Consider the following 13,356-nt stretch of genomic DNA (forward strand, 5'->3'; position numbering starts at 1 on the left):
CAATAACAATAAGGCACACAAATGATGAGCAAAAAAACAACAAGCGCGGAGCACGCGGCCGCTATCGAGAGCGCCATCGCCAAATGCCGATGGAAACTGTTGCCGTTCCTGGCATTGATGTTCGCGTTGGCAATGATCGATCGTTCCAATGTCGGCTTCGCCAAGGCGGCGTTGCAGACCGATGTCGGCTTGAGCAATGCCGCCTTCGCCCTGGGCGCGGGTATTTTCTTTATCGGTTATGCGATCTTTGAAGTCCCCAGCAACCTGATGTTGCACCGGGTCGGCGCACGGCTTTGGCTGAGCCGGATCATGATCACTTGGGGGCTGGTGTCTGCCGCCATGATGTTCACCCGGGATGAAACAACGTTTTACGTGCTGCGTTTTCTGCTCGGCGTGGCTGAAGCAGGTTTTTCCCCGGGCGTGATCCTGTACCTGACCTATTGGTTTCCGGCCCAGCGTCGCGGCCAGGCCATCGGTATCTACTATTTTGGCTTGCCAATGGCCTTGATGCTGGGCAGTCCACTGTCGGGCTGGTTGCTGGAAATGCACGACATGTTCAATCTGACCAATTGGCAGTGGATGTTCCTGGTGGAGGGCCTGGCGGCGGTTGTCGTGGGGATCATTGCGCTGTTCTACCTCAAGAGTAAGCCACAGGACGCCCCTTGGCTGACCCGCGAAGAGAAGGCCGCCCTGAGCCAGGAGCTGGAAGCCGAAGACAAACTCAAGTTGGCCCATGGCCCGAACAACCTGTTGGGCCTGGTGCGCAACAAGCGCGTGCTCAAGTTCATTCTGATCTACTTCAGTGTTCAGGTCAGTGTGTACGGGGTGATCTTCTACCTGCCGACGCGAATCGCCGAGCTGTTGGGTACTACGGTCGGGTTAAAGGTGGGGATGTTCATTTCGCTGCCATGGTTGTGCGCCGCCGTCGCCATGTACTTCGTGACTCGCTATGCCGACCGGCGTGGGGCTCATCTGAAAATGGCGATGTGCATGCTCGGCATGGCGGCCCTCGGTATTGCCGCCTCGGCCTTGCTCAACAGCTTTGCCCCGGTGCTGCTGGCCTTCTGTTTTGCAGCGGCGGGTTTCGTGACTGTTCAACCTCTGTTCTGGACGCTGCCGACCGGTTACCTCGGAGGGGTCGCCGCTGCGGGCGGTATTGCCCTGATCGGTTCCATGGGCAACATCGGTGGCTTCGTCGCGCCGATGCTCAAGGCCAATATGGAGGTCTGGTTCACCGATCCTCGGGCAGGGATGTTGTCGCTGTCGGCAGCCGGGCTGGTAGGGGTTTACCTGCTATGGACGTTGCGCGTGCCGAAGGAGCAACTGCTGGTCCGTCAAAGCCCGCTGGACGGGGTGGCGGGTAATGCCCAGGCATCTTCGAACCCTTGAGATCACCGGGTCGACAATAGACCGATAACAACAGCCGAAGCCTATTAAGGGCTTCGGCTTTTTTTTGCCCGTTAATCCTGCCGACGGCATCCGTGTGGTTTTGCGAAAGTCAGCTTTCGTCTTTGGTAATTGGTGTCGCGTCCCCGGCCCTCTATCTTGAGTCGGCGTAAATGCCCGGCACGCATCGGGTATTGCTCAAGAGCTCTGTCCTACAAGAAGCGTTTTCGCTAACTGCCAATAAAAAACGAGCCTGGGAATCATCATGAAACTCTACGAACTTTTCGGTTACGACCGCCACGGTACCGTCAGCGAGCTCGATACTGCGCTCAGCAAAGGCAAGCTCGGTACCAAGGACGTCAGTTTTTCTGCGTTGGGGTTCAACGCACCGGCCTGGGTGGCAGCTTCTTCGATGTCGATCCTTTATTCGATCTCGGGCCACCAGGCACCCTTGGCGATCCTGATCGCATTCTTCTTTCCCATGCTGGTGCTGGCGGTGTGCATGGTTTCGCTGACGCGCCAGGCGCCGTCGGCGGGGGGCATTTTCACCTTTTGCTCGCGTTTCCTGCATCCGGATATCGGCTGCATCCTCGGCTGGACCTACGCGGTGGCCTGTATCGCGGTCACGCCCATGTGTGCATTGATCGGTTCCGAGTACATCCAGGCGCTGATACCTTCGCTCGCTGGCGAACTCAACGCGAAGATTATCGGTACTTTGTTGATCGTAACCTTCTTCGCAGTGTCGGTGCGCGGTGTCGGCGTCACCGCCAAGCTCGCCAGTACCTTTCTGATCTTTGAAATTGCCGTGGTCGCCGGGCTGGGTTTCATGGGGCTGATCCAGCCCCAGGTCGAGAGCCTGTCGTTCGCCTCGATGTATTCACTGGAAGACGCCGGTGGCCTGGCCGCGATCGGACCGGGTGTGTTGTTTGGTGTGTGGATGCTGGCGAACTTCGATTCGGCCATCAACTACATCGAAGAGGCGCGCGTGCCGGTGCGCACCGTGCAGCGTTCGTTGTTGATCGTACTGACCTCGGCCTTCGTGATCTACAGCCTGGCCGCCATCGGCTGGCAATACGCGGTTCCAGTGGAGCAACTGGCAGCCATTGTCGAAAATGGCAATGGCGGTCCCATCGCCGCTGTCGCCAATGTGTACCTGCCGCCGGCCATGGCCTGGCTGGCGCTGTTCGTGGTGATTACCTCGGCGTGCGCCGGCCTGCAGATTTCGTCGAACTCGTCGGCACGGACCCTGTACCGCATGAGTGAAGAGGGACATCTGCCGGGTGCCTTTCACGCAGTCAACCGCTTCAAGGCACCCTGGTTCGCCCTGGGCCTGGTGTCGCTCGCCGGCATCGCCTTGCTCTGGTGGAAACCCCTGGACAAGCTCGTCTGGTACTACGACGTCATCACCATCACCCTGGTGATGTCCTACATCTCGGCGTTGATGGCGTTCATGGTCATGACCTGGAAGCAACACCAGGCCTTCACCGCCACACTACTGTCGATCCCGGCGTTGCTGGCGCTGCTGGTGCTCGGCTACATCGGTTACACCGCTGGGGCCAATCCGGTCTCCCCGGATGATCTCTACACCGCCTGGTACCTGGGCGCGGCATCGCTGGTCAGCGGGGTGCTGATCGTGCTCTCGGGCAAACGCCGTCGCCGCAGTGCTGGCGCGATGCCGGCGAAGGCCTGACCCCCTTCTTTTTTTCCTCAGTTCATCTGCCAATAGCCAGGAGCAATCTCGATGGCCAATGATTTCCCGCAACCACTGGACGCCGCCGTCATACCGCGTTTCGCCGGCATGCCAAGTTTCATGCGCCTGCCCATATTTACCGACCCGGCAGACGTACAAATAGCCCTGGTGGGCGTGCCTTGGGACGGTGGCACCACCAACCGCGCAGGAGCCCGACATGGGCCACGGGAAGTGCGCAACCAGTCGAGCATGATGCGTAAGGTTCACCACGTCAGCCATATCGCCCCCTATGACCTGGTGCGGGTCGGCGACTTGGGCGATGCACCGGTCAACCCGATTGACCTGCTTGATTCGCTCAAGCGCATCGAAGGCTTCTATCGGCAGATTCATGAGGTCGGTACGGTGCCGTTGTCCGTCGGTGGCGACCACCTGGTGACACTGCCGATCATGCGCGCCATCGCCCGGGACCGGCCCATTGGCATGGTCCATTTCGATGCTCACTCCGACACCAATGATCGTTACTTCGGCGACAACCTCTACACCCATGGCACGCCTTTTCGCCGAGCGATCGAGGAAGGGTTGCTGGACCCGAAACGCACAGTACAGATCGGCATTCGCGGCTCGATCTATTCGGCAGAAGACGAAGACTTTGCCAAGGATTGCGGTATCCGTGTGATCCACATGGAGGAGTTCGCCGACATCGGCGTCGCCGCGACTCTTGCCGAGGCACGCCGTATCGTCGGTGACGGACCGACCTACGTGACCTTCGATGTCGATGTCATGGACCCGGCGTTTGCCCCTGGTACCGGCACCCCCGAGATCGGTGGCATTACCACGTTGCAGGCGCAGCAACTGATCCGCGGCCTGCAGGGCCTGAATCTGGTCGGTGCCGATGTGGTCGAGGTGTCCCCGCCCTTCGACGTGGGCGGGGCGACCTCGCTGGTGGGCGCGACCATGATGTTCGAGTTGCTGTGCATCCTCGCCGACTCGATCAAGCGCCGCACGCCGAAGGAGTCCTATTGATGACTGCCTGGCCTGGAAACAAACGCTTTGCTGTGACCTTGAGTTTCGACCTCGATGCAGAAACCGCCTGGGAGCCCTCCAGCCTAGGCGGGCGCCGGCTTTCCCTCCTGTCGATGGGCGCCTACGGTCGCCGTGTCGGGGTGCCGCGCCTGCTACAACTGCTGGCTCGTTACGGGATTCGGGCGCAATTCTATATCCCGGCCCGGGTGGCCGAGATCGACCCCGAAGTGGTGCGCAGCATCGCCGCCGCCGGCCATGGCATCGGTTGCCACGGTTACTACCATGAGCGTGTCGATGAGCAGACTCCCGAGCAGAACCTGCAAATCCTCAAGGACTCGAAGGCACTTCTGGAGGCCACCATCGATCGGCCCGTTACCGACTACCGTGCGCCGCTGTGGGAGCTGACGCCGGATGTCGTCGAGTCGCTCCTCGCCCTGGGCTTTCACACCGACAGCAGCCTGATGGGCGATGACAGGCCGTATCGCGTAGGTATCAGCGGACAGGGTCTATTGGAATTGCCCGTTAGTTGGTTGCTCGACGACTGGGAGCAGTTTGCCTATTCGGCGGAACCCGCGGTGGGCAGTGTCATCGAGGACCCGGACAAGGTCTATCGACTCTGGTCGACGGAGCTCGAAGGCATGCGCCACTACGGCAGTCATTTCATTCTGACCATGCACCCGCAATTGATCGGCCGGGCGTCGCGCATTGCGATGCTCGAGCGGCTGATCCAACAGATCCAAAGCTATGACGATGCCTGGATCTGTACGCCGCAGGAGGTCTATTCACGTTGGCAGGCAGGTGACTTGACGCTGCCGCTGCACCCTTACTGAGGACGGATCATGAAGATACTGGTAACCGGGGCCAACGGATTTCTTGGCCAGGAAGTGGTGCGTCAGTGGCTGGCCCGGGGTGACGAAGTGGTGGGCTACGACCGCAGCCAGGTGTGCGCTGTCGAGCATGCTGCCTATCGATACGTTCAAGGTGATCTGGCTGACCTGGCGAGTCTGTTGGAGAGCTGTCGGGGCCGTCCCATAGATGCCATCGTTCATGCCGCGGCGATCTCGCATCCGGTCGATTCACGGCGTATTCCCCTGCAGACGGTGCTGACCAATGCACTGGGTACCACCCATGTCTTTGAATGCGCCAGGCTCAGTGGTATCCCTCGGGTGGTCAACCTCAGTTCCGAATGCGCCTATGGGCCGAATCGGCAACTGGGTGTGATCGATGAGCGAGCCTCCCTTGAACCGACCACGCCCTATGGCTGTACCAAGGTGTTCACCGAAAAGCTCGGCCAGGTCTACAGCGATCTGTACCAAGTCAGCGTGGTGTCCCTGCGCCCGGGCTGGATCTATGGGCCTGGCCAGTTCATGCAGTGTTACCTCAAGAGCCTGCTCAGGAGCGCGATCGACAACCAGCCGTGGCATGAGGAGGAGGGTGGCGATTACTGCTTTCAGTATGTGCACGTCGTAGACGTCGCCCACGCCTGCCTGCTGGCCGCCACCGTCGAGGAGGAGCAGTTGCGCCAGCGGGTATTCAATGTCACGGCCGGCGAGCAAGACAGCTATCGGGCGGTCGCGGCCCGGGTGCGCAAGGTTTACCCCAGTGCCCAATTCAGCATCGGCCCCGGTACCTTGAATGTACTGGATGAAAATGCGCGCTTTGATATTTCGGCGGCTGACGAACAACTGGGCTACCGCCCGCGGTTCGATCTGCACGAAGGCATTGCCATGTATGCGCAGTGGCTGGAACAGCATCCTTACTGAATCGCCGGAAAGCAGAGGTCATTGATGAAAACTTTTTTGGTCACCGGCGCGGCCCAGGGCATTGGCCGCGCGGTTGCGATCGCACTCGGGGAGCGAGGCAGTCTTGCCGTGCTCAATGATTTGCAGGAAAGCCCGGCGCTGCTGGCCTTGGCCGATGAATTGCGGGAGCGGGGCATGGAAGTGCGCCTTGCGGTGGGCGATGTGGCAGACCCGGCGACGGCGCAACGGGCATTTGCCGGGCTGGAACGCCTGGATGTCCTGGTCAACAACGCCGGTTTCTTGCAGGAAGCCCCGCTTGCCGAACTGGATTTGCAGGCCTGGGACCGGATGATCCGCGTGCATCTGTATGGCGCGTTCCTGTTCTGCAAGCCGGCGGCGGCCTTGATGACACGTCAGGGCAGGGGGGCCATCGTCAATATAGCCTCTGACCTTGGGCAACTGGGGTGCGCAAATCTCTGCCACTATTCAGCTGCCAAGGGTGGAATCATTGCGCTGACCAAGTCATTGGCGCGGGAACTGGCTGTCCATGGCGTACGAGTGAACGGGGTCGCCCCCGGCGGCACATTGACGCCGATGGTCGAACGCCTGGGTGAAGCTTACATTCGCGAAGAGGCTTTGCGCTACCCGATGCAGCGGCTGGGCACAGCAGAAGAGGTTGCAGCCGCGGTGGTGTTCCTCGCGTCGCAGCAGGCCAGTTTCATGACCGGGCAGATCCTGGGCGTCAATGGCGGTGGCGTGATGAACGGCTGATTGCAGTTGAGACGACAATAACGGAGAGGTGCCTGCATGCTGGTGAATTTGACCGATGTGGATCTGCGCATGCTGCGGATTTTCTGCTCGATCGTGGATGCCGGAGGTTTTACCGCCGCACAGGTGCCGTTGAACACCAGCCTGTCGCGCCTCAGCGTGCTAGTGCGCGACCTTGAGGTCAGACTCGGATACTCGTTGTGCAAACGCGGGAAAAGTGGCTTCCAGTTGACCGCGGAAGGTGAGGAAACCTACGCCGCGGCTCAGGAGTTGTTCTCCAATATCGGGCATTTTCGACAGCGCACGGCGGTGCTCAGCGGTCGCCATCGGGACTTGTTGCGCATCGGCACGGTCGATAGCCTGATCACCCTTGAACACAGCCCCGTACCGCCCGCTATTGCCCGGTTGCGCGCGGTACAGCCGGGCGTTCATATCGATCTGCAAGTCATGCGTCCCGACGAGCTGGAGCAGGCGGTACTCGAAGAGCGTATTCAGGTCGCCATCGGCGCATTCCATCATCGTTTGTCCGGGCTGCACTATCAGGCTTTGTTCGACGAAGAGCAGCACCTGTATTGCGGCAGCGGCCACCCGTTTTTCCTGCGTGCGGATCAGGACCTGACATTTGAAGAATTAAGCACGGCCGACTATGTCGATAGAGGCTATGTTGCCGAGAACAAACGCCCCTGCGAGCTCCGGTTCGCCAGCGCGGTCAGTGCCTTTTCCATGGAAGCGATCGCGTTGCTGATACTTTCGGATACCTACATCGGTTATCTGCCCACCCACTATGCTGCGAGCTGGGTCGAGAGCGGCAGGCTTCGATCGATCATGCCGCAGCGGTTGGCTTATCGTTCTGCCTTTCATTGCATTACCCGCCAGGGAGTGGAGCAAAAGAGCAGCGTGAACCAGTTTCTCGATGTTCTCACTGCTCATGCAAGGCTTCATTTTCCTTAGACCTCAGTGGCCATCCCGCCTATGTCGTCCGGGGCGAGGCATGGCCCCATTTGAGCGCGACAGTGGCCGAGCAACACGCCGGCGGCAGGCGTTATGGCAAATAAAGGACGGGTATTCAGGGGCGAGTCAGTAGCCCTCGATCATGTCAGCTGCCTGTTGGGTCGCCTGGCTGGTGCGAGTGGCGAGTTTGCGGACTTCGTCGGCGACCACGACGAAGCCGCGTCCGACCTCGCCTGTGCGGGCGGCTTCGATTGCTGCGTTCAGCACCAACAGGTTAGTCTGGTTGGCGATGCCCTGAATCGCGGCAACGATCTGCGTCAGGTTGGTGAGGTTTCCCTGCATGGCCTGGTGTTGTTGTTCCTGGGTTTCGCGCAACTGGCTTTGCTCGTGACTCGCGTGAATGTCGGTGATAACGCCTACCACCCACAGCGGCGAACCGTCAGCCGCGCATCGGGTCTGGCGACGGCCGCGGAACCAACGGTATTCACCGTTTTTATGTCTGAACCCGTAGTCGACGTCGAACGGGGGCTTTCCGGTACGGTCGTCGAAGTGTGCGACGAAGGCGCCTACAGCGCATTGGCTGTCCTCGGGATGCAGGCGTGATGACCAGGCCTCCAGGGTATTGGGAAACTCTTCGGTCGTTGTGTGGCCGAGCAGGCGACGCATCTGTGAAGACCACCAGATGGTGTTCTTCGGATTGGCCGGATCGCCCGCCACTACCTCGATGTTCCAGAGCCAGTCGTGGAGCATTTCCCGGGAAATCTCGAAACGGGTGGCAGCCAGCGAAAGCGCCTCGTCCTGCAAACGTTGTGCATGGATGTCGCGCAAAACTCTGGCGATGGCCGCGGGCATGCCTTGGGCGTCGCGGCGGGATTCTCCGCGGATGCGGCACCAGCGATATTCACCTTCGAACGTCCAGGGCATAGGAGGTTCGGCCGCTGCGATCTGCGAGATGCTTCGACAAGGCATCGTGGTTGCGCTGGCGGTCATCCGAGTGCAGCCGCTCGCACCAGAGATTGAACTGGTAAGGCATCGGTGGCTGGATCGGCCAGGACCCCGACCACAGCAGTGCGCTACCGGTATCTGATTGTGTGGTAGCGCCGAGCTCCAGTTCCCAGAACAGGTCACCCGTCCCTTGAGCTACGAGTTCCCAGCGAGTCTCTAGCTGTTGCAACTGAAAGTCGCGATCGGTGAGCCGTGAGGTGATTTGCTCCAGATTTTGGGTCAGGTCCTCCTCTCGCGCCCGCAGATCTCGCCTCTCGTTGAGGAGGCACTCTACCCCTGTCAGGATCCGCCGCAACATCGGATCGGCCGAAGAGATCGATGAACCAGAGATTCCGGGTCGATCCAGCCTGTCGGCGAGTGAGACCAGTGCCCAATGGGTAGTTCTGCTGAAGAACAACATACAGCTCCTCTCAGTCCGTGATATTGAAGTTAAAGGTCATAACGAGGCTTGCCCGGCCTCGCTAAAGTGGGTGAATTGAAAGGCTGGTTGCCGAGCGGTCAGCGCGACAATGCCTGGAGGTCGAAGGATGTTGCGCCCGGCAAGGTTGACCAAGCCTGCGGACCGGTCATGATCTCTTGCGGGGTCAGCAGGCAGGCGTCCAGTTGCCGCTTCAAAGTATCCAGGTCGATACCCTGGCCGATGAAGACTATTTCCTGTCGGCAATCCCCGGTGATCTCGTCCCATTTGGCCATTATCCCTTCGCGGCGATAGTCATCCTGAGGCCATTGCGATTGCGCAATGAATGTCCACCAGCGCCCGACATAGTCCCAACGAAATTGCCCGCCACTTTGCACCAGCATGCCAATGTCCAGATGCCGACTGGCAACCCAGAAGTAGCCTTTGCAACGCAGTAGCCGCCCGTTTTGCCACGGCCGCTGCAGGAACTCCAGCAGACGTTGCGGATGGAATGGCGCACGCTCCTGATACACCCACGAAGCAATTCCATAGGTGTCCGACTCGGGAGGACGATCGTCACTCGATTCCAGGCTTTTCATCCAGCCGGGTGACTGCACCAGACTCGGCAAATCGAAGCGACCGGTGTCGAGGATCTTCGACAGATCGACGGCACCGTAGGCCATGGGCAGGATTTCGGCCTGCGGATTGAGGCCCGCGAGAACGGCGCTCAGTTCCAGAAAGCCTTTCTCGCCAATCAGGTCCAGCCGGCTGACGAGGATGACGTTGGCGTACTCCACCTGTTCGATCAGCAGGTCGGACAAGTGGCGTAATGGCATGCCCGTTTCGTCCTCGTCGCCGACCGTGTCCCGCGAGGCCAGCAGCGCCTGGAAGTTGCTGCCATCGATAACGGTGACCAAGGTGTCGAGCCGCGCCAATTCGCTCAGGCTGAAGCCTTGCGAATCGAGGAAGGCGAAAGTCTCGGCGACCGGCATCGGTTCGGAGATCCCGGTGGACTCGATCAGCAGGTAATCGAAGCGCTGCTGACGCGCCAGCAGGCTGATCTGCTCAAGCAGATCAGCGCGTAGCGTGCAGCAGATGCAGCCGTTGCTCATCTCGACCAGTTCATCGCTGCCACGGTGCAGGGACACGTTGCGTGCCACGTCCTCGGCGTCGATGTTGACTTCACTCATGTCGTTGACGATGACCGCCACCCGCATGCCCGCGCGGTTGCGCAGGATGTGGTTGAGCAGGGTCGTCTTGCCGGAGCCGAGGAAGCCTGAAAGGACCGTCACCGGCAACCGGCCCGACAGGGCCCCGTCAATCATGCGGCCACCGTTTTCGCGTCGACGGCCTTGTCCAGGTAGCTTTCGAACAGGTCGACGACCACGAAGCCATCGTCCGCGGCATCACCCCACAGATCCTTTACCTGGAATTCAACGTGATAGGTCGGCTGGTGCGCCGCGCTCAAATCGCCGTGACCGATGGCATCCGGGAACAGCCATTTTTCCGCGGTGCGGTGTCGGACGATGCCTTCCTTGCCGCGTACATAGGCCGGCATGCGTATGTGGCCGGCCACGTATTCGTCGCGAACCACTACCCGGTCGCCAACTTCAAATGGCGGGCGGCCGGTGATGGCGGGGCGGCCCTTGTCGTGGGAAGGGTTGGCCAATTTGAAGGGTGAACCCAGCGCCTGATCGAGTTCGTCCTGAGTAATAACGCCGGTTTCGACCAGCAAGGTGGCCGTGGCAATGATGTAGCGTTCGTAATATTGCGTGCCAACGTGCTGGCGGACATCAAGTCGTTCGACGGCGTGACGGATTTCGTCGACGCTGAATTTTTTCAACTGGTCGGCGCCGATAAACATCAGGCTATAAGCCAGGTGCTCCCATTCCTGTTTGAATACTTGCTTGTAATCCTGGCTATTGATGACATGGGGAACCTTGCCAAAGCCTTGAAAACCGCCGAGATCGTGAAAGCCATCCATAATAAAAATCTCCGAAAATTAGAAGATGAAGAGTCTTTTGGGTCAACGTACGCGGGGCAGGGCAACCCCGATCAGCACATCCTTGGTCACCAGTTTCTGAAGCTCTTCTTCACTCATGTGCTCGGAGCCTTCGGGCCTCAAGGGCAGGACCAGGTAGCGGCTTTCTGCGCTGGTATCCCAGACTTTGACGACCACATCGCTTGGTAACTCTGTGCCCATCTCACGCAGCACGGTGCGTCCTTCACGAACCAGACGTGCACGGAACTCAAAACCCTTGTACCACTCCGGCGGCAACCCCAGGACCGGCCAGTTGGTGCAGGAGCACAGGCTGCAGACGATGACGTTTTTCAGCTGGGGCAAATCCTCCAGGGCCACGATGTATTCGCCTTGCGGACCGGTGAAACCGAACTGCGCACACGCTGCGGTGCCGTCTTTGAGCAACAGCTCCCGGAACTGCGGATCGACCCACGCCTTGGCGACTACACGGGCGCCGTTTTCCGGGCTCCATTGGTGCACCATCAATTCGGTTAGCTGCTCGATATAGCCCTCTGGAATCAGTTCCTTGTCTTTCATAACCTTGAACAAGGCCCAGGCTCGCTCGCTGGGCGTCGAAGTGGGTGCTGGGGATACAGTGGCGCTCATGGTGTAACTCCTCATCGGTTTAACACGGTCAAAAAAGTGAAGAACAGCTCCCCGGTTTTTTATTGATGTCCGGGAGGTTGGGTGAGGTGGGTTTACAACGTCTTCCAGTCGACAGCGGCCTCGAACGCTGCCGCCGCCTGGTAAATCGTGCCTTCGGCATAGTGCTTGCCAACGAACATCAGCCCCACGGGCAGGCCGTCCACCAGACCACACGGGATCGACATGGCCGGATGGCCGGTAATGTCCTGCGGCGCGGTGTTGCCGATCATTTCCAGCGCACGGGCCACGTACTCGGTGATCGAACAATCGGGTTCTGGGTGAGGCTGGGCAATGATCGGCACGGTCGGCATGACCAGAAGGTCATAGGTCTCCAGTGCCTTGTCGTAACCGGCCCGGGCGAAGCGTGCGATGTTCTGAGCCTTGGCGTAGAAGCGACCGTTGTAACGTTCCAGGCCGTACTGGCCGACGAACATGCACAGCTTGAGCGACGCAGACAATGCGTCCGCTTGTTCGCGCCAGCCGGCCTGTTTATCCAGCAGGCCGACGTCGTAGAGGCCCTTCCAGTTAAAGCCTGCGCCATTGCCATGCATCATCTGCATGGTCAGGCCTTCGCAGCCGATGGGGTGCCACAGCGAACCCGCCAGGTTGTGCTCGGGGACGGAGACTTCCTCGACGCGAGCGCCCAAGACCTCAAGCCGGGCGATGGCGCTGCGCACCTTGTCGGCAACACGTGGATCCTGATTGGCCAGCTGAAAGCCTTCCTGCAGGATGCCGATCCGCAGCCCGCTCACACCTCGCTCCAGATAATCGCAGTAGGCGTCGACCTGAGGAGCGGCCTGGCGAGGATCGAGTCCGTCGGCACCGGCCATGACTTCCAGCATCAGCGCGTTGTCACGCACGTTGCGGGTGATGGGACCGGCATGATCGATCGTGGCTTCGATCGCCATGATGCCGGTGTAAGGCACCAATCCGTGAGTCGGCTTCATGCCATAGGTGCCGCAGAACGCTGAAGGGATGCGGATCGAGCCGCCCTGATCACCGCCAACCGCCAGGTCCACCTCGCCGGCTGCTACCAACGCAGCGCTGCCGGAGGAGGAGCCGCCAGCGGCGAAACCATGCCGATACGGGTTATGTACGGGCGCCGGATCAGACGTGTGGCTGCCACCGGAGAGGCAGTAGTGTTCACAGGTCGCCTTGCCCAGAATGGTGACCCCGTCGTCCAGCAAACGGGTCACCACGGTAGCGTCGAACTGCGGTACGAAGCCTTCCAGTGGGGCGGCGCCGTTCATCATTGGGACGCCAGCCAGGGAGATGTTGTCCTTGAGTGCAACAGTCTTGCCAGCAAGTTTGCCCTCACGGGCGCCATTCACCTCAGTCCTGTAATACCAGGCATTGAGCAGGTTTTGCGGGTTTGACGGGCGGTAGCCCGAACTGCGGTCGTAGCGCACTGGCGGGGTGAAATCCGGCAACTCGTCGACCAGGTCATATGCGTCGAAACTTGGCTGCATAAGTACCAGGTATTCCGCTGCCTGCTCGTGGGTCAGCTGCATATTCAGCCGGCCAGCAATTTCCTGCAGTTGGTCGAGGGTAGGGCGAACAATGGCCATGATTTTCCTATTCTTTTTGTCTGTGATCGACGACGGGTCAGTCAGTACGGGAGCGTTCGACGGTGTTCGCAAAACACCTCGCGCCTGGTACCTGGAGCGACATCAATCGATGTGGGTAACAGGGCTCAAGTTAGGCATCCCTCTCGGCATTTGCTTGGCTG

The 13,356-nt window shown here is 59.9% G+C and carries 12 protein-coding genes and 2 pseudogenes; 7 read left to right on the forward strand and 7 right to left on the reverse strand.

Annotated features, from left to right (window positions below):
• Window positions 1-21 precede the first annotated feature (21 nt).
• The 7 genes from AC3ITY_RS13935 (at window position 22) to AC3ITY_RS13965 (ending at window position 7,560) form a co-directional block, all read left to right on the forward strand.
• A complete protein-coding gene (locus tag AC3ITY_RS13935) occupies window positions 22-1,389 on the forward strand; it encodes an MFS transporter (RefSeq protein WP_489309932.1) in 1,368 nt (455 codons plus the stop codon).
• A gap of 262 nt (window positions 1,390-1,651) precedes the next feature.
• A complete protein-coding gene (locus AC3ITY_RS13940) occupies window positions 1,652-3,076 on the forward strand; it encodes an APC family permease (RefSeq protein ID WP_458369828.1) in 1,425 nt (474 codons plus the stop codon).
• A 51-nt stretch (window positions 3,077-3,127) separates the two neighbouring features.
• Window positions 3,128-4,099: an agmatinase gene (speB, locus tag AC3ITY_RS13945; RefSeq protein ID WP_489309934.1), complete on the forward strand. Its 972-nt coding sequence runs from the start codon at window positions 3,128-3,130 to the stop codon at window positions 4,097-4,099.
• Entirely contained in the window at window positions 4,099-4,929 is an 831-nt protein-coding gene (locus AC3ITY_RS13950; protein WP_489309936.1) for a polysaccharide deacetylase family protein, read from the forward strand. Before speB ends, AC3ITY_RS13950 begins: the two co-directional genes overlap by 1 nt.
• A gap of 9 nt (window positions 4,930-4,938) precedes the next feature.
• Window positions 4,939-5,862, forward strand: coding sequence for an NAD-dependent epimerase/dehydratase family protein (locus tag AC3ITY_RS13955; protein ID WP_489309938.1), 924 nt, complete (start codon window positions 4,939-4,941; stop codon window positions 5,860-5,862).
• A gap of 24 nt (window positions 5,863-5,886) precedes the next feature.
• On the forward strand, window positions 5,887-6,612 hold the full coding sequence (locus tag AC3ITY_RS13960; RefSeq protein WP_489309940.1) for an SDR family NAD(P)-dependent oxidoreductase: 726 nt from the start codon (window positions 5,887-5,889) through the stop codon (window positions 6,610-6,612).
• Window positions 6,613-6,648: 36 nt separating this feature from the next.
• Window positions 6,649-7,560 (forward strand): LysR family transcriptional regulator, encoded by a 912-nt coding sequence (locus AC3ITY_RS13965; protein WP_489309942.1) that lies wholly within the window; start codon window positions 6,649-6,651, stop codon window positions 7,558-7,560.
• Window positions 7,561-7,725: 165 nt separating this feature from the next.
• On the opposite strand, the pseudogene AC3ITY_RS13970 reads toward AC3ITY_RS13965, so the two are convergent.
• The 7 genes and pseudogenes from AC3ITY_RS13970 to AC3ITY_RS14000 all read right to left on the reverse strand — a co-directional run.
• Window positions 7,726-7,983: pseudogene (locus AC3ITY_RS13970) on the reverse strand (methyl-accepting chemotaxis protein); the annotation flags it as partial.
• Window positions 7,984-8,028: 45 nt separating this feature from the next.
• Window positions 8,029-8,550: pseudogene (locus tag AC3ITY_RS13975) on the reverse strand (PAS domain-containing protein); the annotation flags it as partial.
• Entirely contained in the window at window positions 8,462-8,965 is a 504-nt protein-coding gene (locus AC3ITY_RS13980; protein WP_489309944.1) for a hypothetical protein, read from the reverse strand. The gene AC3ITY_RS13980 and the pseudogene AC3ITY_RS13975, both read right to left, overlap by 89 nt.
• Before the next feature lie 98 nt (window positions 8,966-9,063).
• Window positions 9,064-10,287 (reverse strand): GTP-binding protein, encoded by a 1,224-nt coding sequence (locus AC3ITY_RS13985; RefSeq protein WP_489309946.1) that lies wholly within the window; start codon window positions 10,285-10,287, stop codon window positions 9,064-9,066.
• Window positions 10,284-10,946 carry a nitrile hydratase subunit beta gene (gene nthB / locus AC3ITY_RS13990; protein ID WP_489309948.1) on the reverse strand — a complete coding sequence of 221 codons (663 nt, stop codon included), beginning with the start codon at window positions 10,944-10,946 and terminating at the stop codon, window positions 10,284-10,286. Before nthB ends, AC3ITY_RS13985 begins: the two co-directional genes overlap by 4 nt.
• A 42-nt stretch (window positions 10,947-10,988) precedes the next feature.
• Window positions 10,989-11,588, reverse strand: coding sequence for a nitrile hydratase subunit alpha (gene nthA, locus AC3ITY_RS13995; RefSeq protein WP_489309950.1), 600 nt, complete (start codon window positions 11,586-11,588; stop codon window positions 10,989-10,991).
• Window positions 11,589-11,680: 92 nt separating this feature from the next.
• Entirely contained in the window at window positions 11,681-13,195 is a 1,515-nt protein-coding gene (locus AC3ITY_RS14000; protein WP_489309952.1) for an amidase, read from the reverse strand.
• Window positions 13,196-13,356 lie beyond the last annotated feature (161 nt).

The sequence above is a fragment of the Pseudomonas sp. GL_091 genome, from assembly GCF_057837725.1.